The sequence below is a fragment of the Luedemannella flava genome, from assembly GCF_039528515.1.
Lineage (GTDB): Bacteria > Actinomycetota > Actinomycetes > Mycobacteriales > Micromonosporaceae > Luedemannella > Luedemannella flava.
The window spans coordinates 47,271-67,446 of sequence record NZ_BAAALT010000009.1 but is presented as its reverse complement, the minus strand read 5'-3'; the positions used below and the strand labels follow the sequence as shown (position 1 = coordinate 67,446).

At 70.1% G+C, this 20,176-nt stretch carries 20 protein-coding genes and 1 riboswitch; of the genes, 7 read left to right on the top strand and 13 right to left on the bottom strand.

The window, feature by feature from the left end; translation table 11 throughout:
- Positions 1 to 11: 11 nt before the first annotated feature.
- From ABD211_RS02700 to ABD211_RS02690, 3 genes are all read right to left on the bottom strand, one after another.
- The gene (locus tag ABD211_RS02700) at positions 12 to 698 is read right to left on the bottom strand and encodes a response regulator transcription factor (protein WP_344125806.1); all 687 of its coding nucleotides are present in this window, start codon (positions 696 to 698) and stop codon (positions 12 to 14) included.
- 535 nt (positions 699 to 1,233) lie between these two features.
- Positions 1,234 to 2,706: a sugar transferase gene (locus ABD211_RS02695; protein WP_344125957.1), complete on the bottom strand. Its 1,473-nt coding sequence runs from the start codon at positions 2,704 to 2,706 to the stop codon at positions 1,234 to 1,236.
- A 264-nt stretch (positions 2,707 to 2,970) separates the two neighbouring features.
- Positions 2,971 to 3,825 (bottom strand): DNA-formamidopyrimidine glycosylase family protein, encoded by an 855-nt coding sequence (locus ABD211_RS02690; RefSeq protein WP_344125804.1) that lies wholly within the window; start codon positions 3,823 to 3,825, stop codon positions 2,971 to 2,973.
- Between the two features lie 38 nt (positions 3,826 to 3,863).
- On the opposite strand from ABD211_RS02690, the gene ABD211_RS02685 reads away from it, so the two are divergent.
- Positions 3,864 to 5,099, top strand: coding sequence for a glycosyltransferase (locus ABD211_RS02685; protein ID WP_344125802.1), 1,236 nt, complete (start codon positions 3,864 to 3,866; stop codon positions 5,097 to 5,099).
- On the opposite strand, the gene ABD211_RS02680 is transcribed toward ABD211_RS02685, so the two are convergent.
- Genes ABD211_RS02680 through ABD211_RS02670 form a run of 3 tightly spaced genes read right to left on the bottom strand, consistent with a single transcriptional unit; the run spans position 5,062 to position 7,631 of the window.
- Positions 5,062 to 5,802, bottom strand: coding sequence for a CDP-alcohol phosphatidyltransferase family protein (locus ABD211_RS02680; RefSeq protein WP_344125800.1), 741 nt, complete (start codon positions 5,800 to 5,802; stop codon positions 5,062 to 5,064). The genes ABD211_RS02685 and ABD211_RS02680 overlap by 38 nt on opposite strands.
- A complete protein-coding gene (locus ABD211_RS02675) occupies positions 5,786 to 6,880 on the bottom strand; it encodes an iron-containing alcohol dehydrogenase family protein (protein WP_344125798.1) in 1,095 nt (364 codons plus the stop codon). The genes ABD211_RS02680 and ABD211_RS02675 overlap by 17 nt, the downstream gene beginning before the upstream one ends.
- Before the next feature lie 4 nt (positions 6,881 to 6,884).
- On the bottom strand, positions 6,885 to 7,631 hold the full coding sequence (locus ABD211_RS02670) for a phosphocholine cytidylyltransferase family protein (RefSeq protein ID WP_344125796.1): 747 nt from the start codon (positions 7,629 to 7,631) through the stop codon (positions 6,885 to 6,887).
- Between the two features lie 192 nt (positions 7,632 to 7,823).
- On the opposite strand from ABD211_RS02670, the gene ABD211_RS02665 reads away from it, so the two are divergent.
- A complete protein-coding gene (locus ABD211_RS02665) occupies positions 7,824 to 8,216 on the top strand; it encodes a CBS domain-containing protein (RefSeq protein WP_344125794.1) in 393 nt (130 codons plus the stop codon).
- 68 nt (positions 8,217 to 8,284) lie between these two features.
- Here the strand turns inward: ABD211_RS02665 and ABD211_RS02660 are convergent, their stop codons facing one another.
- From ABD211_RS02660 to ABD211_RS02650, 3 genes are all read right to left on the bottom strand, one after another.
- Positions 8,285 to 9,271, bottom strand: coding sequence for a C40 family peptidase (locus ABD211_RS02660; protein ID WP_344125792.1), 987 nt, complete (start codon positions 9,269 to 9,271; stop codon positions 8,285 to 8,287).
- An 11-nt stretch (positions 9,272 to 9,282) separates the two neighbouring features.
- A riboswitch (cyclic di-AMP (ydaO/yuaA leader) is annotated at positions 9,283 to 9,427 on the bottom strand.
- 168 nt (positions 9,428 to 9,595) lie between these two features.
- Positions 9,596 to 10,603 (bottom strand): hemolysin family protein, encoded by a 1,008-nt coding sequence (locus tag ABD211_RS02655; protein ID WP_344125790.1) that lies wholly within the window; start codon positions 10,601 to 10,603, stop codon positions 9,596 to 9,598.
- The gene (locus ABD211_RS02650; RefSeq protein ID WP_344125788.1) at positions 10,600 to 12,000 is read right to left on the bottom strand and encodes a hemolysin family protein; all 1,401 of its coding nucleotides are present in this window, start codon (positions 11,998 to 12,000) and stop codon (positions 10,600 to 10,602) included. Before ABD211_RS02650 ends, ABD211_RS02655 begins: the two co-directional genes overlap by 4 nt.
- A 375-nt stretch (positions 12,001 to 12,375) precedes the next feature.
- Between ABD211_RS02650 and ABD211_RS02645 the strand changes: the two genes are divergently transcribed.
- Positions 12,376 to 12,609, top strand: coding sequence for a hypothetical protein (locus tag ABD211_RS02645; protein ID WP_344125786.1), 234 nt, complete (start codon positions 12,376 to 12,378; stop codon positions 12,607 to 12,609).
- Between the two features lie 6 nt (positions 12,610 to 12,615).
- On the opposite strand, the gene ABD211_RS02640 is transcribed toward ABD211_RS02645, so the two are convergent.
- The 3 genes from ABD211_RS02640 to ABD211_RS02630 all read right to left on the bottom strand — a co-directional run bounded on the left by ABD211_RS02640 (position 12,616) and on the right by ABD211_RS02630 (position 15,784).
- Positions 12,616 to 13,230 carry a hypothetical protein gene (locus ABD211_RS02640; protein ID WP_344125784.1) on the bottom strand — a complete coding sequence of 205 codons (615 nt, stop codon included), beginning with the start codon at positions 13,228 to 13,230 and terminating at the stop codon, positions 12,616 to 12,618.
- A 12-nt stretch (positions 13,231 to 13,242) separates the two neighbouring features.
- Entirely contained in the window at positions 13,243 to 15,378 is a 2,136-nt protein-coding gene (locus ABD211_RS02635) for a (Fe-S)-binding protein (protein WP_344125782.1), read from the bottom strand.
- 121 nt (positions 15,379 to 15,499) lie between these two features.
- The gene (locus ABD211_RS02630; RefSeq protein ID WP_344125780.1) at positions 15,500 to 15,784 is read right to left on the bottom strand and encodes a cell division protein CrgA; all 285 of its coding nucleotides are present in this window, start codon (positions 15,782 to 15,784) and stop codon (positions 15,500 to 15,502) included.
- 157 nt (positions 15,785 to 15,941) lie between these two features.
- Between ABD211_RS02630 and ABD211_RS02625 the strand changes: the two genes are divergently transcribed.
- The 4 genes from ABD211_RS02625 to ABD211_RS02610 are packed head-to-tail and all read left to right on the top strand — an operon-like array spanning position 15,942 to position 18,410.
- Positions 15,942 to 16,745 carry a DUF881 domain-containing protein gene (locus tag ABD211_RS02625; RefSeq protein WP_344125955.1) on the top strand — a complete coding sequence of 268 codons (804 nt, stop codon included), beginning with the start codon at positions 15,942 to 15,944 and terminating at the stop codon, positions 16,743 to 16,745.
- 8 nt (positions 16,746 to 16,753) lie between these two features.
- Positions 16,754 to 17,530 (top strand): class E sortase, encoded by a 777-nt coding sequence (locus ABD211_RS02620; RefSeq protein ID WP_344125778.1) that lies wholly within the window; start codon positions 16,754 to 16,756, stop codon positions 17,528 to 17,530.
- Between the two features lie 2 nt (positions 17,531 to 17,532).
- Positions 17,533 to 17,757, top strand: coding sequence for a hypothetical protein (locus tag ABD211_RS02615; protein ID WP_344125961.1), 225 nt, complete (start codon positions 17,533 to 17,535; stop codon positions 17,755 to 17,757).
- 8 nt (positions 17,758 to 17,765) lie between these two features.
- Positions 17,766 to 18,410, top strand: a complete 645-nt coding sequence (locus tag ABD211_RS02610; protein WP_344125776.1) for an aminodeoxychorismate/anthranilate synthase component II — start codon at positions 17,766 to 17,768, stop codon at positions 18,408 to 18,410.
- A gap of 24 nt (positions 18,411 to 18,434) precedes the next feature.
- Here the strand turns inward: ABD211_RS02610 and pknB are convergent, their stop codons facing one another.
- Positions 18,435 to 20,141, bottom strand: coding sequence for a Stk1 family PASTA domain-containing Ser/Thr kinase (gene pknB, locus ABD211_RS02605; protein ID WP_344125774.1), 1,707 nt, complete (start codon positions 20,139 to 20,141; stop codon positions 18,435 to 18,437).
- Positions 20,142 to 20,176 lie beyond the last annotated feature (35 nt).

Genomic DNA, 20,176 nt, shown 5'->3' with positions numbered 1-20,176 from the left:
GCTACGCTCGGTCATCTGAGATCCAGGGCGTAGCCGACGCCGTGCACGGTGCGGATCACATCGGCGCCGAGCTTGCGGCGCAGCGCCTTGATGTGGCTGTCGACCGTACGCGTCCCCGAAGCGTCAGCCCAGCCCCAGATGTCCGCGAGCAGCCGCTCCCTGGGCAGCACCGCCCGGGGTCGGCTGGCGAGGTGCACCAACAGGTCGAACTCGGTCGGCGTCAGATGGGCCTCGACGCCGCCGCGGCGTACCCTCCGCTGGGTTTGATTGATCTCCAGATCGCCGACGCGGATCTCCGCGTCGGCGCCCCCGGCGGACGCCCCCGGGTGGCGTTGCACGCGGCGGAGCAGGGCGTGTACGCGGGCGGCCAGCTCCCGCATGGAGAACGGCTTGGTGAGGTAGTCGTCCGCGCCGACGGCCAGGCCCACCAGCAGGTCGGTCTCGTCGTCACGGGCGGTGAGCATGAGCACCGGTACTGGGCGGGTCGCCTGGATGCGGCGGCACACCTCCAGGCCGTCGAACCCGGGCAGCATGATGTCGAGGACGACCAGGTCCGGCTGGACGGCCTCGGCACGCGCCACCGCGCTGGGCCCGTCGTGGGCCAGCTCGACGGCGAACCCCTCGGCCCGCAGGCGGGCGGCCACCGCGTCGGCGATGGTCCGCTCGTCCTCCACCACCAGGATCCGTCGCTCGTTCATGTCCGGGACTCTAACGAGCGCCTATGGAGAACCCCGTCCCACCAGGTGAAGAGGTTGTGTAGCCAACCCGCGCCGGCCGGCGACGGTGACGATCCGTTGATGGAGATCGCGATCTGCGGTGCGAACGTGCAGCTCAATCGCCCGCAGCCGACTCCCGGCCGTCCATGATCAGCGAATCCTGTGCGGATGCGCATTCCCCGGGGGCCAACAAGCGACATATCGCCCGGCGGCGGCGCTCGAGATCACCGTTTTCTGTGCGGGAGTGCAGCCCAGCCACATGCCTGCACAGGAGATACCAATCTTGGCTGCGTTGCCCGACACCCCGCGTGCCCGACGCCCGCAAGCGCAACCTTCACGGGCCGGGGTCGCGCCCGAACTCGCCACATGCGCACATTTGGCGAGCGCCCGACACCCGACCCCGCCAACTGCTCACATCTAGCGGACCGCCGACGCTCAGACCCCGCCAAATGTGCACACCTGGCGGGTAGACGAGGCGACAACGTCGCCACATGTGCACATCCGGCGGCGGTGAGGGTTAGTAGGCGCCCTTGCGGGCCAGGACCACGCCGATCGTGCGCCAGAGGATCAGCAGGTCGAAGGCGAGCGACCAGTTGTCGACGTAGTAGAGGTCCAGGCGGACCGCGTCGTCCCAGGAGAGCTCCGAGCGCCCGGAGACCTGCCACAGCCCGGTCATGCCGGGGCGGACGAGCAGGCGGCGGCGGACGTCGCCGAGGAAGTCGCCGTCGTCGGCGGGCAGCGGGCGCGGGCCGACGAGGGACATGTCGCCGCGCAGCACGTTGATCAGCTGGGGCAGCTCGTCGAGCGAGCTGGCGCGCAGGAAGCGCCCGACCGGCGTGATCCGGGGATCGTTACGGATCTTGAAAAGGAGGCCGTCGGTCTCGTTCTGTTCGACGAGGTGTGCGAGGCGCTCCTCAGCATCGGTGTACATGGTCCTGAACTTCCAGACCCGGAAGGTCTTGCCCTCCCGACCCACCCGGGACTGCCGGAAGAAGACCGGCCCCCGGTCGGACAGCTTGATCAGAATGGCGATGATCAGGAGTAGCGGCGAGATGATCGCCAGGAGCAGGGCCGACATGAGCCGGTCCATGAAGTTCTTGAACAGCCACGCGAGGCCCGCGAGGGTGGGCTCCTCGACGTGCAGCAGCGGCAGGCCCTCGACCGGACGGATGTGCACGCGCGGGCCGGCGATGTCGGTCAGCTGCGGTGCCACGACCAGGTCGATGCCGGTGCCCTCGAGCTGCCAGGCGAGCCGGCGCAGCTCGCCGGGCTCGTTGCTGGCCGAGCCGCAGACCGCGATCGTGTCCGCGCCCAGCTCCCGGACGAGGCTCATCACCTCGCGACCGACGAACACGGGCACGGGTGTCGCCATGCCGCGCGTGTTCACGTACCCCTCGGTGAGGCGGATGCCGATCGGCATCATGCCGGCGCCGGGCGCCCGGCTGACCGCGGTGTACACCTCCAGCGCCTCGGGCAGCGTCCCGACCAGCAGCAACCTGTTGCGGGCGCGCCCGCGACCGCGGGCGAGGATGAGGAACCGGCGGGCAAGGTACCGGCCGATGAGCATGTAGACGAGGCCCGACACCATGGCGATGCCGACGGTGACCCGGGACAGCTCGGCCTTGCTGGAGAACGCGACGAACGCCACCAGGGCGGTCATGGTGACGAAGGTCCGGAACACCCGCTTGAACTCGTCCGTGCCGACGCCCAGGTAGCGCCGGTCGTAGGCGCCGTGCCCCCAGAGGACGACCAGCCAGGCGAGCGGGAGGTAGAGGTACTCCACGAGGGAGAGCAGGGCCTCGCTGTCGAAGCCCGCGTTGGACTTCACATAGCCGCTGGCGGTGAAGCTGGCGAGCGCCGCCGCGCCGTAGTCGAGGACCAGCAGACCCAGCCGGTACGGCCGGTGCCAGGTCGACGCCCGCTTCGCCTTGAACAGGCCGGACCGGGGCACGCCGTTGTGATTCGGGATGATCTCGATGCTTTCCGGGATCCGAGCCCGGTGGCGGCCACGTCGATGAACCCCCTCCGTGGTGGAAGGCCGGAGGCTCGTTGTCACCTCGGGTTTGTCCTCCCATGCCACGCCGGATCAACCGACCTTCATCCGCTCGGGCGGCCGCGCCAACCGCGACACCGGAACTGTCACAGCTCACCCAGTTTGCCACGGCGGTGAGAACGTTCAGCCGCCGACTGGCCGACAGTAATCTCCCTGCCCGCGCCGTGTCGAGCGTCATGCGCTCAGCGGACAGTCGACTGCTTAACGCACGAGGCGCGAAAGTCGCCGGTCGGCCAGCGGCTTTCCACCCGTCTGGCAGGTGGGGCAGTACTGCAGGCTCGAATCGGCGAAAGACACCTCCCGGATCAGGTCGCCACACACCGGACAGGGCAGGCCCGTCCGGTTGTGCACGACGAGCCCGGCCTTCTTCTCCGCCTTCAGGCTGGCCGCACGCTGGCCGACAGCCTTCTCGACGGCACCGGCGAGGACCGTCCGCGTCGCCTCGTACAGCCGGGCCACCTGGTCGTCCGTCAGCCGCGCGCTGATCGCGAAGGGTGACAGCTTCGCGCGGTGCAGAATCTCATCGGAGTACGCGTTGCCGACGCCGGCGATGACCTGCTGATCGGTGAGCACGCCCTTGAGCTGGCCCCGCTGCGCCCGGATCGCCGCGGCGAAGCCGTCCAGGTCGACCCCGAGCGCGTCGGGCCCGAGCCGGGACACGCCCGGCACGAGGCGCGGGTCCGTCACCAGGTAGGCGGCGAGCCGCTTCTGGGTGCCGGCCTCGGTGAGGTCGAAGCCGCTGCCGTCGTCGAAACGCACCCGCAGCGCGATCGGCCCCTTGCCGGGCTTGAGCGGCGTGGCGCCCAGCGCGTCGCGGTAGTGCAGCCACCCCGCGCGCGACAGGTGGATAACCAGGTGCAGGTCGGAAAACTGCAGGTCAAGGAACTTGCCGTGGCGACCCGTGCCGGTGATCTCGCGGCCGTGCAGGGCGGTGGGCGGCGGGTCGTACGTCTTCAGGGCGCTGATCGCCGCGATGTCGACGCGTTCCACGCGCCGTCCCACGACCCGCTCGCGGAGGTCCGCGGCGAGCGCCTCGACTTCCGGCAACTCGGGCACCCGACCACGGTACCCGGCCGGGGCGGTACGTTACGGCCGTGAAGGTGGTCATCGCGCACAACCGCTACCGCGAGGCGCTCCCGTCCGGCGAGAACGTCATCGTCGACGCCGAGATCTCCCAGCTCCGCGCGGCTGGCGTCGAGGTGCTGCCGTTCCAGCGCGCCTCCGACGGCATCGGCGCGCTGCCGCTGCTGGACAAGGCGCTGCTGCCGCTCTCACCGCTCTACAACCGCCGCGCCCAGGCCGACCTGGCGGACCTGATCCGACGGGAGCGCCCCGACCTGCTCCACCTGCACAACCCGTACCCGCTGCTGTCACCGTGGGTGATCCGCACCGCGCACGCGCACGGTGTGCCGGTGATCCAGACCGTGCACAACTACCGTCAGGTGTGCGCCTCCGGGCTGTACTTCCGTGACGGCCACATCTGCACCGACTGCAAGGGGCGCGCGTTCGGGCTGCCCGCCGTGATCCACTCCTGCTACCGGGGCTCGAAGGCGCAGAGCGCGGCCATGGCGACAGCGCTCGCCGCGCACCGGGGCACGTGGCGCTCCGTCGACCGCTACATCGCCCTGACCAGCGCCATCAAAGACCACCTCATCGAGTACGGGATCCCCGAGGCGAACATCTCGGTCAAGCCCAACGCGATCCCCGACCCGGGACCGGCGCCGACCACGGCCGGGGAGGGCTTCCTCTACGCCGCCCGGCTCAGCCCGGAGAAGGGCCTCGGCCTGCTGCTGGACGCCTGGCGCCGGCACCCGGACGGGGCGCTGGGACAGCTGCGGATCGCCGGGGACGGCGAGCTGCGCCCGCTGGCGGAGGCGGCGGCCGCAGAGCGGTCGGACGTGACCTACCTCGGCGTCGTGCCGCGCGAGGAGATGAGCGCCCAGCTCCGGTCCGCGGCGGTGTTCCTGGCGGTGCCGACCTGGCATGACGTGCTGCCGACCGCGATCATCGAAGCGCTCGCCAACGGGCGTCCCGTGCTGGGCACGGACGTGGGTGGTGTGCCGTTCCTCGTGGGCGCCGACCAGCGGCGCTTCCCTGAGGGAAGCAGAGCAGGGCTCTGCTTCCCCGGAGTAGGCGGGTGGGTGGTCGCCCCCGAGGCGGGTGCCCTCGCGGAGGGGTTCGCTGTGGCCCGTACCCAGGCAGGTTCTTTCGGCGACGCGGCGCGCAAGCGGTACCTGGAGATGTTCCACCCCGAGGTGGTCACGGGGCGGCTGCTGGAGATCTACCGCGAGGTCAGCGCGGCGCGGCCCGCAGGGCGGCGCGCGCGCTGAACACGATGCTCGCGAAGAGGAACAGCGTGTTCACCGCCGTGAAGAAGATGACCGGGATGACGGTCCACTTCGGAACGAAGATGAGCACCAGTGCGAACAGCGTGATGACCGCGCCGTAGTCGCGGACGAGCTTGACCAGGCGCACCGGCAGCGACCGGGACGTCACCATGCTCGCGGCGGCGGGGCCCGACTGCATCACCGACGTGATCAGGTTGACCATCCAGCTGCCCGCGAACAGCGCCACGAGCCACAGGGGCGTGTCGCCGCGTTGCGCCAGCATCACCGAACTGACGGCCGTGACCAGGCCGATCTGCGCCGCCACGTCGCACAGCACGTCGACCCGACCGCCCGCCGCGCTCTGCCGGCCGCTGACCCGGGCGAGCTGACCGTCGGCGCAGTCGAGCATGTAGGCGACCTGCCAGCCGATCAGCGCGAGCACGCCGGGCAGCCAGATCGGCACGTCGCCATCGGCAGCCGGGCGGGCCAGCGCGATCACCGCGATGCTGGCGCCCAGGCCCAGGACGAGGTTGGTCAGCGTCAGCGTGGTCGGCGCGGTGCCCCGGCGGAAGCCCGCGCGCGCGAACAGCGCCCCGCCCCACTGGTGGAAGCCCTCGCTGACCAGGCCGCCGCCGCGGTTGGTGCGGTAGAAGTCGCGCACCGAGGGAACGGGGGGGTTCACTGGCGCCTCAGTCGCCGACAGCATCGACGTACTCCTTGACGGTCGCGAGGGCATCGTCGAAGCCGAGACCGACGTGCTCCAGGATGGTGTAACGATCGGGCCGGGTGCCCGGCGCGCGCACCACCGCCTCGGCGAACTGCGCGGGGCTCAGGCCCAGGTCGCCCGGCACGCGGGGCAGGCCGTGCCGGCCGAGCGCGTCACTCAGCTGGGTGAACCGCCCGCCGTCCTCCAGGCCCCGGCTGACCCGCAGGAAGGTGCAGAACAACGCCCCCAGGCCCACCTGCTCGCCGTGCGCGGCGGTGTGCGGGAAGAGGTGGTCGATGGCGTGGGAGATCTCGTGACAGCCGCCGGAGGAGGGCCGGCTGGACCCGCACACGGACATGGCCAGGCCACCGAGGACAAGAGCCTCCGCGAGTACCCGCAGGAAGTCGTCCTGCGTGCTGTCGTCGGCCCCGGTGCCGATGCGGCCCGGGTGGTGCAGCAGCGCCTCGGCGCCGGTGCGCGCCAGGGTCAGGGCGAGGCCGTCGAGCGGCTCCTGCCGGACCCGGTTCGCCAGCTCCCAGTCGGCGACCGCGGACAGGTTGCTCAGCGCGTCGCCGATGCCGGCGCGCGTCTGCCGGCGTGGGCCGGCGACCACGAAGTCGAGGTCGACCACGACGGCGATGGGGATGTGCACGCCGTAGGAGCCCTTGCCGCCGCCGTGGTCGAGCGAGGCCACCGGGGAGGCGATGCCGTCGTGGGCCAGGCTCGTCGCGACGCTCACCATGGGCAGCGCGTACCGGGTGGCGGCGTACTTTGCGGTGTCGATGGTCTTACCGCCGCCGATGCCGACGACGGCGTCGTACGAGCCGCCGCGGATCTTCTCGCCGAGCTCCAGCGCGGCCTCGACCGACCCGCCGCTGACCGTGAACACGTCGGCCCCGCCGAGGCTGGGCCGCAGCAGGTCGGCGATCCGGTCGCCCTGGCCGGGCCCGACCACGATCGCCACGTCCCCGCCGGCCGAGATGCGCCGGTCGGCGAGGATCTGCCCGAGCGCGACCACCGCGCCGCGCCGGATGTCGATGGCGAGGGGCGTGGTGACCGTACGCGCTAATAACGGCACCCGATCACTCCCCGTAGGTGCAGGCGATCTCGCGGGCCCGGGCGAGGTCGTCGTGGTTGTCGACCTCCACCCAGTCGAGCTTACCGAGGCTGACCGTCTGGATCTTGCCGCCCCGGTCGGCGAACAACTGGTAGCCGTCCTCGTAGTAGAGGTGCGGCTCGGCCTTCCAGACCGTCTCCAGCGCGTTCGTCAGGTCGGCGGCGGCGTGCGCCTCGATGAGGGTGATGCCGATGTGCTCGCCCGACGCGTCGGCCGGGTCCATCAGCTTGGTGATCTTCAGGAGGCGCCCGTCGGCGTCCGTGATCACCTTCATCTCCTCGTCGGCGAGGCTCTTCTGGTCGTCGAGGGCCACGTAGATGCCGGCGTCACCGGTCTGGCGGGCGGCCAGCAGGGTGCGCTGCACGCTCACCGGGTGCACAGTGTCCCCGTTGACCACCAGGGCACCGTTCGCGTACGCCTCCCGGGCGAGCCAGAGCGAGTAGCAGTTGTTCCACTCCTCGGCCTTGTCGTTGTGGATGAAGGTCAGGCGGACGCCGTACTCCTTCTCGAGACGGTCCTGGCGCTCCGTCACAGCCTCCGCCGCGTACCCGACGACGACCGTGATGTCGCGCAGACCGACCTCGGCGAGGTTGCGCAGGGCGATGTCCAGGATCGTCGTCGCGCCGTCGACCTCCATCAGTGCCTTCGGCACGTGGTCGGTGTACGGGCGCAGGCGGCGCCCGGCGCCGGCGGCGAGAACGAGTCCGATCATCAGGTTTCCTTCATCTGGATGCCACGGAGGGGATACGTGGGTGAGGACAGGGTAACGGACCGGTGAACGGGCACGGGTGTGAGCAATCCTGCGCGACCCTAGGGCCTATCCGTCGCGAATGAACTGAACTCTTGAGAGTTGCCCTCCTCCGGGTCACTATGGCCGTACCGTGCGTTCGGAGGGGTGATGCGTATGCAGGTCCGTGACGCTATGTCCAAATCCGTGCTGATTGTCGGTCCCGACCACACGCTGCGCCAGACAGCGCAACTGATGTCAGCCCGGCGCGTCGGGTCTGCGATCATCGAGGATCCCGACGGCGAGGGTGTCGGGATCATCACCGAGCGCGACATTCTCAACGCTCTCGGCGCCGGGCTGGATCCGGACGTCGAGCGTTCCGCGGGACATATCACGTGGGAGGTCGTCTACGCCGGGCCCGACTGGACCCTGGACGAGGCGGCCGCCGCGATGGTCCGGGGCGGCTTCCGGCACCTGGTCGTGCTCGACGGCGACGATGTCCTCGGCATCATCTCGGTCCGGGACATCATCCGCGTCTGGACCGGCAAACCGGTGGCCGCGGCCGCCTGACCCGATACAGCGATGGCGGCCGTCCGACGTGCCAGACGCCCGCCATCAGCTGGGGGTCTCGCGAAGGGTCAGCTGGGTCTGCCGTAGCTGTGGATGCTGCCGGGCCCGCCTATCTCCGCCATGCGGACATAGTCGCCCGAGGTCGGGGCGTGCATGACCTTGCCGTCCCCGACGTAGATGCCCACGTGGGCCAGACCGTTGTAGAAGACCAGGTCACCGACCTGCAGGTTGGCCCGCGTCACGGATTTGATCGACGAACGCTGCGAGGCGGCGTTGTGCGGCAGGTAGACGCCCACCTGTTCCCACGCCCGCATGGTGAGCCCGGAGCAGTCGTAGCTGCCCGGCCCGTCGGCGCCCCACACGTACGGCTTGCCGGCCTGGCTGCAGGCCCACTTCGCGGCCTTGTAGCCCTTCGTCGGCAGGACCTCGGCGGGACACGGCCACGGCCGGTAGTTGCCGAGCGTGCCCGTGGTGCCGTAAAGCTTGCGGCGCAGCGCCTGCAGCTCGGCGAGCTTCTTCTCGATCTCCTTGGTCTTCTTCAGGAGTTCCGCGTCCTGCGCCGCGAGCTTGGCGACGATGTCGTCCAGCGGGGCCTTCTGCTTGTCGTACTTCGCCTTGAGCTCGGAGACGCCGGAGATCTGCCGCTGCTGCTCGCGGGCCAGCTGGTCGAGCAGCGACAGCTGGTCGGCGAGGTGGCCCGGCTCGCCGCTGGAGAGCACCGCATTGATCGCGCTCGCCTGGCCGCCCTTGTAGATCTGGGCCGACACCACGCCGATGCGGATCTGGGCGAGGTCGACCTGCCGCTCCAGCGGATCGATCTTCTTCTGGAGCGCGGCGAGCTTCGCCTTGTTCTTCTTGTACTGCTCGTGGATCTTGTTGTAGTGCTCGATCTCCGGCTCCGCCTCGTTCCAGAGCTTGGTGATCTGCTTCTCCACGTCACCGACGCTCGGATCGGCCGCGTGGGCGCGGGCGCTGGAGGAGAGCACAAGTGCGACGGCCGCCATCGAGGCGACGGCGACGCGCAAGGGTCTGTGGACGCGGGCGGGGGTGGCCACGACGAACCGACTCCTTCTTCCCTCACCGCCGACCGGGTTAGCTGACGGGTTCGGGCGGGAAGAGCAGGCCCTACCGCGGGGGAAGCCGCGGATTCACCCCATCTGACACCAGGTGGGTCCCCGATTCGTCTCGCGACGATTAGGCGGCATCCGACCGCGGCCACCGGGAGGTCAGCCTCGTCACAGCCGGACGGTCCTTCACATTAGGGAGTCGCCGCCACGCCCGCAACCCGTCGGATACGCATGAATGATTTTCGATGGAATTCAAAAAGCGTTGCAGCACAACGGGTGTAGCGGGTGGTCGCAATGCGTGAGCGAACGGTGTCACGCGGGTAGCGGTTGGATCACCCCGAGTAGATCGTGCAGGGTCACCACGCCCAGGGGCGCGTGCCCGTCACTCACGAGCACGATGTGCCGGCGCTCGCGGCGCATCGCGATGAGCAGCTCCGCGAGGGACCGGTCGGGTGGGACCACGGCCAGCGGGCGGATCAGCTCGCCGTCGATCGGCAGCCGCCGGTCCGGACCACTCACCCCGAGAACATCTTTGACATGCACAAATCCGAGTACGCGCCGCGACGCCCGACCCACGACGGGGAACCGGGAGCGCCCCGAGAAGGTCGCCAGCACCTCCAGTTCGGCGGGCGACACGTCCTCGGGCACCGTCGTCACCGCCGACCAGGGCAGCAGGGCGTCGCCGGCCGTCCGCCGGTGCAGCGCCAGGGCGCCGGTGATCCGCTCGTGCTCCACGGGCGCGAGCAGGCCCTCGGTGCTCGCCTGCGTCACCAGGTTCGCCAGTTCCTCGGCCGTGAACACCGTCTTCACCGCGTCCGCCGACTCGATGCTCCAGATCTTCAGGATCGTCTTCGACAGCCACTTCATCGCGACGAGGAGCGGCTTGGTCAGCAGACAGAAGCCGAGGAACGGCGGGCCCAGCACCAGCACGGCCCGCTCCGGGCCGGCCAGCGTGATGTTCTTCGGCACCATCTCGCCCACGACCGTGTGCAGGAAGACCACGATGCCCAGGGCCAGCACGAACGCGACCGGGTGCACGGCGGCGGCCGGCAGGCCGATCGCCTCGAACGGCGCCTCCAGCAGATGCGCCAGGGCGGGCTCGGCGAGCGCGCCGAGGCCCAGCGAACAGATCGTGATGCCCAGCTGCGCGCCGGCGATCATGAGCGGCACCTGGTTCATCGCCCGCAGTGCCAACCGGGCCGCCCGGCTGGTCGCCGCGAGCGGCTCCACCACCGTGTGCCGCGAGGCGATGACCGCGAACTCGCTGCCGACGAAGAACGCGTTGCCCAGGAGAAGAAGGACACTGATCAACAGGCTCATTTGTCCTCCTCCTCGTCGTCGAGGGCCTGCGGGCCGACGACCAGGACCTGTTCGACGCGGCGGCGGTCCACGTCGACGACCGTGAACTCCCAGCCCAGCTCCTCGACCGTCTCCCCGCCGGCCGGGATGTGCCCCAGCCTCGCCATGAGAAAACCGGCAAGCGTCTCGTACGGCCCTTCGGGAATGCGGAAGCCCGTCAGCTCGGCCAACTCGTCCTCGCGCAGCACCCCGTCGACCAGCCAGCGCCGCTCGCGCGTCGCCGCCGTGACCTCCGAACCCGGGCCGGCCACGTCGGCGAGGCGCGGGCGCTCCGGCGCCTGCTCGGCCAGGTCGTACTCGTCGGTGATCTCGCCGACCAGCTCCTCGACCAGGTCCTCGATGGTGACCACGCCGTCCGTCCCGCCGTACTCGTCGACGACGATGGCCAGGTCGCTGCCGCCCGCGCGCAGCGTGGCGAGCACGCCGTCGAGGTCCAGCGACTCCGGCACGAGTACGGGCTCACGGGCGACCGTCCGCACCAGGGTCGTCTCGCGGGCCGCGATGGGGATCGTCAGCGCGTCGATCACGGTGACCACGCCGACCACCTGGTCGAGCGTCTCCTCGAACACGGGGAACCGGCTGTAACCGGACGAACGCGCCGTGGCCAGCACCGCCGCGACGGTCTCGTCGGCCGCCACGGCCAGGACGTCCACGCGGGGCGTCATGGCCTCGGCCGCGCGCTTGTCAGCGAACCGGATGGTCCGCTGCAACAGGACCGCGGTCTCGTGCGGCAACGCGCCCGCCTTCGCCGAGTACGCCGCGAGCAGGCCCAGCTCCTCCGGCGACCGGGCGCTGGCCAGCTCCTCCTGCGGCTCGATGCCGAACCGGCGCACGATCCAGTTCGCCGAGTTGTTCAGGCCCAGGATCAGCCACCTGAACATCGCCGAGAACGCCCGCTGCGGCCCGGCCGTCAGGCGGGCGGTCGGCATCGGCCGGGCCAGCGCGACGTTCTTCGGCACCAGCTCGCCGAAGAGCATCGAGAGCAGGGTCGCCAGGGCGAGCGCCAGGAAGTGCGCGACGCCCTCCGTGGCGCCCCCGGCGATCGGCTCGACGAGCGGCGCGAACAGCTTCGCCAGGGCCGGCTCGGCCAGGTAACCGGTCAGCAGGGCGGTGATCGTGATACCGAGCTGGGCGCCGGACAGCTGGAACGACAGCTGCCGCAGCGCCTTGCGGACCGTACGCGCCTTCGCGTCGCCGGCGGCGACCAGCTGGTCGACCTCGGCCCGGTCGACCGTCACCAACGAGAACTCGGCCGCCACGAATCCGGCGTTGCCGGCCGTGAGCAACGCGAACGCCAGCAACGGCAGGATGGTTTCGACGAACACCCGGTCCCCTCGATTCGACCCGAATTCTCGCATGTACCCGCTACGCGCCCACCGGCACCACCTGCCACCCCGACCTGCCCCTCCCCGCGCGGCGCCCCCGCTCACCAAGGGCTGACCGCCGGCGGCACCACCCGCTCGTGCCCGCCAAGGGGGTCGCCTTTGGCAGTGCGTCGCCGTGCGGGTGCCGGCTCCAGCGCAACATGTGCACTGGTGGCGAAGCACGCCCGTCCCCACCCCGCCACATGTGCACAGTGGGCGAGTCGCGCTCGAGCGACAGCGCGCATCGGGCACCACGGTGCGGGTTCGCCGCTACGAACGATGGGCGGGTAGCGATCTAGGCCGATTTGGCGATTGCCATCGTCGGATTCACCCGGAATGCTGGCCCTCTAAGGCGTTCGGAGGGTACGGATGCAGATGTTCGTCGGCGGGGCATTGCTCGCCGTGTTTTTCGGCATGATCGTCGGTTCCAGCTTCACCCGCGCCAAGCGGGCCCGGAAGGACTACGTCGCCGGCGTCAAGGCCGTCCCGACGCTGCGCCGCACGCAGTTCAAGGAGCTGCGCCGGGCCGGCAAGTTCGGCATTCTCGCCGCCGGCGTGGTGCTCGCCCTCGTCTTCGCCGCCATCCGCTGGGACGAGAAGTAGCCGGGCTCAGCGCAGCGGCGCGCTGATCAAGAGTCGTTGGTCAACGGCGGCCAGCAACGGTTGCGCCAAGGGACCCACCAGGTCCTCGACCCACGGTCGGATCGCGGCGTGAAAGCCCATGAGGTCCTGCTGAACGGCGTGCAGCAGGACGGGCAGGTCCGCACGCGCGATGTCGATATACGGCGTGGCGGGATCGAAGGGCCCTTCCGCCGGCGCGTGCCCGCCGTCCGACCAGACCCGCACGGTCGGGCCGCGGTGCTCCACGAACGGGGTGGGGCTGTGTCCCAGGTCGATCTCGTAGCCGGCCACCACCCGCTGCCAGTCACGCCACTCGCCGAGGTCAGCGCAGCAACCGGGGTCGATGACGCACTCGCCCTTCGTCATGCGCAGGCCCCCGGCGACGAAGGCGTCATCGAGCGCGAGATACGCCTCGACCGCCGCCGCCGGTTCGGTGGCGGTGACCGCACCGTCGTCCCCGGTCGCGGCCGGCCCGATCAGCGCCCACAGAACGGCGCCCGATTGGCCCGGGGTCGGCATCCGCGGCACCGGCACGTAGAACTCATCCTGCTCAACGACCCAGAACGGGCAGTCGAAGGACCAGCGCTCCACGACCGGCGTCAACCGGATCAATGATCAGCCCTTGATCGAGCGGAGCAGCACGCTCGCGACGTCGATGACCTCGACGGAGTCGGGGGCGGCGCCGGTGGACTTCTTGGCGGTCACGCCGTCGCCGAGCATCGTGGCGCAGAACGGGCAGCCGACCGCGATCGTGTTGGCGCCGGTGGCCAGCGCCTCCTCGACGCGCTCGATGTTGATGCGCTTGCCGATGCGCTCCTCCATCCACATGCGCGCGCCGCCGGCGCCGCAGCAGAAGGAGCGCTCCGAGTTGCGCGGCATCTCGGTCACCGGCGCGACGGAGCCGAGGACCTCGCGCGGCGGCGTGAAGACGCGGTTGTGCCGGCCGAGGTAGCACGGGTCGTGGAAGGTGACGCCGCCGTCGATCGGCTGCACGGGGGTCAGCTTGCCGGTGGCGACCAGGTGCGACAGCAGCTCGGTGTGGTGCACGACCTCGCCGGTCCAGCCCACCTGGGCGTACTCGTTCTTGAGGGTGTTGAAGCAGTGCGGGCAGGTGGCCACGATCTTCTTGGCACCCGCCTCGTTGAGCGTCTCGGCGTTCTGCTGGGCGAGCATCTGGAAGATGAACTCGTTGCCCATGCGGCGGGCCGGGTCGCCAGTGCAGGTCTCGCCCTCGCCGAGGATGGCGAAGCTGACGCCGGCCTCGTTCAGCAGCGTCGCGACCGCCCGGGTGGTCTTCTTGGCCCGGTCCTCGAACGCGCCGGCGCAGCCGACCCAGAACAGGTACTCGAAGTCGTCGACCTCGCCGACGACGGGCACCTCGAAGTCGAGGCCCTTGGTCCAGTCGGCGCGGGTCTGCGGGGGCGCGCCCCACGGGTTGCCCTTGTTCTCCAGGTTGCGCAGCATGACGCCGGCCTCGCTGGGGAAGTTCGACTCGATGAGCACCTGGTAGCGGCGCATGTCGACGATGTGGTCGACGTGCTCGATGTCGACGGGGCACTGCTCGACGCACGCGCCGCAGGTGGTGCAGGACCAGAGCACGTCGGGGTCGATGACGCCGCCGGCGGAGGCGTCGCCGATCAGCGGCCGGTCGGCCTCGGCGAGCGCCAGCACGTTGACGCCGGCGAGCTGCTCCGCGGTGCCCTTCTCCTCCCCGGTCAGGTCCTTGCCGCCGCCCGCCAACAGATAAGGAGCTTTGGCGTACGCGTGGTCGCGCAGGCTGAGCACGAGCAGCTTCGGCGACAAGGGCTTGCCGGTGTTCCAGGCGGGGCACTGCGACTGGCAGCGGCCGCACTCGGTGCAGGTGGTGAAGTCGAGCAGGCCCTTCCAGGTGAACTGCTCGACCTGGTTGACGCCGAACTGGTCCTTCTCCGGGTCGGCCTCCTCGAAGTCGAGGGGCACGCCGCCGCTCATCATCGGCCGCAGACCGCCCAGCGCCGGCTTGTCGGCCGTACCGGAGCGCTTGAAGAAGATGTTGAAGAAGGCGGAGAAACGGTGCCAGGCCACGCCCATGGTGGGGTTGAGGCCGATGACGATCGCCCAGGTCATCGAGATGATGATCTTAATGCAGGCGACCACCGTGACGGCCGTGAGGCTGGCGGGCAGGAGGTTGCCGAGCGCGTGGCTGACCGGCGCGGCCCAGGTCGGGAAGGGTAGCTCGTCGGCAGCCGCGAGCAGGCCCCGGATGATCAGGCCGCACATCAGGACGAGCAGGATGATCCACTCGACGAAATAGCCCTGCCACATGGTGGAGCCGGTGAACCGGGACTTGCCGCGGCTCGGCCGGTTGATGAGCCGGACCGCCATGAGGTAGAGGATGGCCGGCACCGCGAGCACGCTGAAAACCTCGGTGACCAGGCCGTACACGCTCCAGGCGCCGATCAGCGGAATGTGCGCGGTCGGCTCGACCACCTCGAAGTACGCCCCGACGACCAGCGTCGAGAGCAGCACGAAGCTCACCATGACGAACCAGTGCGCCACGCCCACCGGGGTCCACTTGAGCATGCGGGTGTGGCCCACGATCTCGGTGAGCATGGCACCGGTGCGCCGGCCCTTGTCCGCGAACCGCTCGGGGTCGGGCTGGCCGAGCTTGATCACCGCGATCATGCGCCGGACGGCCCGGACCACGAGCACGATCGCGGCCACGGTGACCGCGACCGCGAGCACGGTGGCGACGATCTGGACCGCACCCATGGTTGAGCCTCCTGCGCTACCGGAAAGTGCTGAGCCTACCGCTTCTAGTTACCCACGAGTAACCAGAAGGTGCGCCCTTGAAAGAAGGGGCAGACCACACCTTATCGGTACGCCGAGCCGGTCAGCGCCAGCGGGTGAACATCACCAGGGCGGCGACCATCGCACCGAAACCGATGAGCAGGTTCCAGTAGCGCAGCTCGTACAGGAAGTTGAAGCTGTCGCCGAAGTCGGCCCAACCGCTGGACAGGTAGTAGACCACCAGCCAGACGATGGCGAACACCACGAGACCGAGCGCGGTCCCGGCAACCCACGGCGGGCTCGGCTTGTGGGCCGCGGCCGTGGACTGCGGGCGCATCTCCGGCGGCGCAGTGTAGACCTTCTTCTTGCGAACTGATGACTTAGGCACGGGCTCTCCTGAGGGACATCGGAGACCATATCCATGACCGCCGAGGCGCCCTGTGAATAATGGTTGAGGGCTAGCGTAATGGCAGCGCGTCCGCCACGGCCAACCGGGCGTCACGTCGGTGTGCCTGAGCTGGTCCTGAGGGATGGAAGAGAGTGTGTTGGAGTACACATCCGCGCGTGGCGCCACCTGGCGCGAGGCGGCGAAGCGGGCCGGACGCGTGCTCCTGCCCCGCCGCCGGCGGCCCGGCTGGTCACTCCTCGTCCCACTGATCGCGCTGCTCGCCGGGCTCCTCATGACCACCACGGCGCACACCGCCGCCGGCACCGCCCTGCGCGACGACCGGGGGCCGGAGCTGACCCGGCTCATCGAGGAGCGCCGCAAGCAGGTTGCCGCCGGCGAGGCGCAGGCCGCCTCGCTCCGGGCCGACATCGACGCCCAGACGGGCGCGCAGGCCGGCTCCGACTCCGGCATCGCCGAGCAGCGCGCCCGCGCGAACGCGCTCAAGCAGGAGGCCGGCTTCACCGCGCTGCACGGCCCCGGCCTGACCGTTCGCCTCGACGACGCGCCCCGACGACCTGACGGCAGCGTGCCGGCCGGCGCGGACGTGGACGATGTCGTCGTGCACCAGCAGGACGTCCAGTCCGTCGTCAACGCCCTGTGGGCCGGCGGCGCCGAGGCCATGACGATCATGGACGTACGGGTCATCTCCACGAGCGCGGTCCGCTGCGTCGGGAACACCCTGCTCCTGCACGGCCAGGTGTACTCGCCGCCGTTCGTGGTCAAGGCGATCGGCGACCCCAACGCGATGCGGCGGGCCCTGGAGGTCTCCGACGGCGTGCTTGCGTTCGCCGACGCGGCCCGGCTCTGGGGCCTCGGCTACGACGTCTCCACGCAGGGGGACATCACCGTCCCGGCGTACTCGGGGTCGGTCGACCTGGATCATGCCCAGGTCGCCGGTTAGGCTCCAGCATGCCTCCGACCACGTATTACGCCTCCCGACGCATCGGCGACGATGATCCGGAGCCGGTTTCGGCCCCGGTGTCGGAAACCGCCGGGCCGCCGGCGCGCACCCGTGGTGACGTGGTCCGGACCGGGGTGCGGACGCTCGGTGAGCTTCTCATCACAGCCGGCCTCGTGCTGCTGCTCTTCGCGGCGTACGAGATCTGGGGTAAGGCCGTCATCGTCCAGCAGCACCAGAACGACCTGGACAAGCAGCTCGCGCAGATCTGGGGCGACTCGGGCGACCCGAGCCACGGCCCGACCACGGCCGCGCCCAGCGCGGGCAAGGCGCCGCCCGGTTGGGCCATCGCGCGTCTCTACATCCCGAAGCTGAAGAAGCACTGGGTCGTGGTCGAGGGCGTCAGCCTCGCCGACATCAAGTGGGCGCCCGGGCACTACCCGAAGAGCGCCAAGCCCGGCGAGCTGGGCAACTTCGCCGTGGCCGGCCACCGCAGCCCGGCGATCTTCTGGGATCTGGACAAGATGAACGTCGGCGACGAGATCGTCGTCGAGACGCAGACGACCTTCTACACGTACCGGGTGACCACCCGGAAGATCGTCAAACCCACGGACGTCAACGTGGTCGCTCCCGTGCCCGGCCATCCCAACGAGAAGCCCGACACCGCGATGCTCACCATCACCACCTGCGACCCGAAGTGGGACAATTACCACCGCCTGATCGTCCACGCCGTACTCAAGGGCAGCTCGCCCCGCAAGGACGGCCTCCCCGAGGCCCTGAGGAGCTGATCATGTACAGCTGGATCTGGCGCAAGCTCCCGTTCGGACTTCCGGGCAAGATCACGGGATCTGTGTTGCTCACCGTCATCTCGGTTGCGATCCTGTGGTTCTGGGCGTTCCCTGCCGTGGAGCCCCTTTTGCCGTTCGACGACGTCCAGGTCGAGCAGTCCGGGGACACTCCGGCCTCGCAGAACCCGGACATCGTCGACCCGTCAGCTACGCCGAGCCACCGTTGAGGACTCCCATGCGCGTACTCGTGATCGACAACTACGACAGCTTCGTCTACAACCTCGTGCAGTACCTCGGCCAACTCGGCGTCGAGTGCGACGTGCGGCGCAACGACGAGATCTCCGTGGCCGAGGTCGGCGCCCTGCGCCCGGCCGGGGTCCTGCTGTCCCCGGGGCCCGGCACCCCGGCCCGCGCCGGCATCTGCCTCAACCTCATCAAGGAGTACGCGGGCCAACTGCCGATCTTCGGGGTGTGCCTCGGCCACCAGGCGTTCGGCGAGGCGTTCGGGGCCACCGTCACCCGGGCCCCCGAACTGCTCCACGGCAAGACGTCCGAGGTGTCCCACGACGGCGTGGGCGTGTTGGCGGGCCTTCCGTCGCCGTTCACGGCGACCCGCTACCACTCACTGGCCGTCGTCGAGTCGACCCTCCCGGACGAGATCGAGGTCACGGGCCGGACGGAGTCGGGCGTCATCATGGCCATGCGCCACCGCACGATGCCGATCGAGGGCGTGCAGTTCCACCCGGAGTCGGTGCTGACCCAGGGCGGCCACCTCATGCTGGCCAACTGGCTCGCCGCCTGCGGCCTGCCCGAGGCGCTGGACCGCGCCCCAGCGCTGGCCGCCGAGGTCGAGACCCGCCGCGTGGCCGCCTTCGCCTGACGGCCGACCCGACCGCCCCGAGGCCTACGTCGGCGGGGCGGTGGGTTCGCTGGACGTCGGCGGCGCGCTGGGCTCTTCCGCCACGCCCACGTAGATCGTGATGGTCGTGCCCTCCTTCAGGATCTCCCCGCCGTCCGGATCCTGGCTGACCACCTTGCCCACCTGGGACTCCTCGTCCGTGGGCCGGTCCTCGACATTGACCTTGAAACCGGCCGTCCGCAGGACGGCGGTCGCCCCGTCCTGCGTATAGCCGATGACGTTGTCGACCTTCTTCATGTTGCCGCGGGAGAGGGATACCGTGACCTTGGAGCCCTTCTGCAGCTCGGTGCCGGGCTTGGGGTCGGTGTCCACGACGGTGCCCTTCTCCTGGGCGCTGTCGATCTCTTTCCACACCGGCTCGAGGCCCCGGCCCTTGAGCTGCTCCTCGGCGTTCGCCTTGTCCGCCTTGAGGATGTTCGGCACAGTCGTCTTCTCGGGACCGACGCAGTAGCGGAGGACGACTTCGGTGCCCTTGTCGACCCGTGTGTTGGGCTCCGGGGACTGGTTGAGCACCTCTTGCAGCGTGCAGCCAGTCTGCTGCAACGCTTCGGGCTTGGGGACGAGGCCAGCCTGTGTCACCTTCAGGTTGGCGTCGTCGATCGGGATGCCGGTGGCCGTCGGGACGACGGCCTTCTTCGGCAGGTTCATGATGATGAGCCCGGCCGTCAGCGCCACCACGGCGAGGATGCCCAGGGCGGTGAGCGCGGCGATCGCCCAGCCGTTGGCCTTGCGGCGGCGGGTGTCGCCGACCCGGGCCGGGATCTGCCGCGTCGCGCCGGTCGGGTTGCGCAGGACCTGCGTCGGCCCGGCCTCGTCCACGGGCAGCACCGGCTCGGCGTGCACCGGGCGGCCGGCGGCCGCGCGCAGCACGTCCGCACGCATCTCGGCGGCGCTCTGGTAGCGGTTGAGCGGGTTCTTGGTGAGCGCCTTGAGCACGATCGCGTCGACTGCCGGCGGCACGTCGCGGTTGCTCAGGCTCGGCGGCTTCGGGTCCTCCCGGACGTGCTGGTACGCCACGCTGACCGGGCTGTCGCCGACGAACGGCGGGTGCCCCGTCATCAGCTCGAACAGCACGCAGCCCGTCGCGTACACGTCGCTGCGGGCGTCGACGGCCTCGCCGCGCGCCTGCTCCGGCGACAGGTACTGCGCGGTGCCGATGACCGCGCTCGTCTGGGTCATGGTGGACGCGCCGCTGGCCAGGGCCCGGGCGATGCCGAAGTCCATGACCTTGACCTGGCCGTTCTGGTTCACCATCACGTTGCCGGGCTTGATGTCCCGGTGGATGATCCCGTGCCGGTGGCTGAACTCCAGCGCGGCGCAGATCTCGGCGGTGAGCTCCAGCGCGCGGCGCGGCTGCAGCCGCCCCTCCGCCGCCAGGACCTCCTTCAGCGTCCGGCCGTTGACGTACTCCATGACGATGTACGGCAGCGACTCGCCGGCCGGACCGCGCTCCTCGCCCGTGTCGTAGACGGCGACGATCGCCGGGTGGTTGAGCGCCGCCGCGTTCTGGGCCTCGCGGCGGAAGCGCATCTGGAAGGTGTCGTCCCGGGCGAGGTCCGCGCGCAGCAGCTTGATCGCCACATCACGGCCCAGACGCAGGTCGCGGCCGCGACGGACCTCGGCCATGCCGCCGTAGCCGAGCAGCTCACCAACCTGGTACCGCCCCCCGAGGAGAGGAGCCTGGGCGGTCATCTCGTCCGTCGTCCTTCGCTGTCGTCCCGCATTGT

Excerpts from the sequence above, each read along its gene's own strand:
- ABD211_RS02700 (WP_344125806.1), bottom strand. The coding sequence starts at position 698 with ATGAACGAGCGACGGATCCTGGTGGTGGAGGACGAGCGGACCATCGCC.
- ABD211_RS02680 (WP_344125800.1), bottom strand. The coding sequence starts at position 5,802 with ATGCTGTCGGCGACTGAGGCGCCAGTGAACCCCCCCGTTCCCTCGGTG.
- ABD211_RS02670 (WP_344125796.1), bottom strand. The coding sequence starts at position 7,631 with ATGATCGGACTCGTTCTCGCCGCCGGCGCCGGGCGCCGCCTGCGCCCG.
- ABD211_RS02665 (WP_344125794.1), top strand. The coding sequence starts at position 7,824 with ATGCAGGTCCGTGACGCTATGTCCAAATCCGTGCTGATTGTCGGTCCC.
- ABD211_RS02655 (WP_344125790.1), bottom strand. The coding sequence starts at position 10,603 with ATGAGCCTGTTGATCAGTGTCCTTCTTCTCCTGGGCAACGCGTTCTTC.
- ABD211_RS02650 (WP_344125788.1), bottom strand. The coding sequence starts at position 12,000 with ATGCGAGAATTCGGGTCGAATCGAGGGGACCGGGTGTTCGTCGAAACC.
- ABD211_RS02645 (WP_344125786.1), top strand. The coding sequence starts at position 12,376 with ATGCAGATGTTCGTCGGCGGGGCATTGCTCGCCGTGTTTTTCGGCATG.
- ABD211_RS02635 (WP_344125782.1), bottom strand. The coding sequence starts at position 15,378 with ATGGGTGCGGTCCAGATCGTCGCCACCGTGCTCGCGGTCGCGGTCACC.
- ABD211_RS02620 (WP_344125778.1), top strand. The coding sequence starts at position 16,754 with ATGCCTCCGACCACGTATTACGCCTCCCGACGCATCGGCGACGATGAT.
- ABD211_RS02615 (WP_344125961.1), top strand. The coding sequence starts at position 17,533 with ATGTACAGCTGGATCTGGCGCAAGCTCCCGTTCGGACTTCCGGGCAAG.
- ABD211_RS02610 (WP_344125776.1), top strand. The coding sequence starts at position 17,766 with ATGCGCGTACTCGTGATCGACAACTACGACAGCTTCGTCTACAACCTC.
- pknB (WP_344125774.1), bottom strand. The coding sequence starts at position 20,141 with ATGACCGCCCAGGCTCCTCTCCTCGGGGGGCGGTACCAGGTTGGTGAG.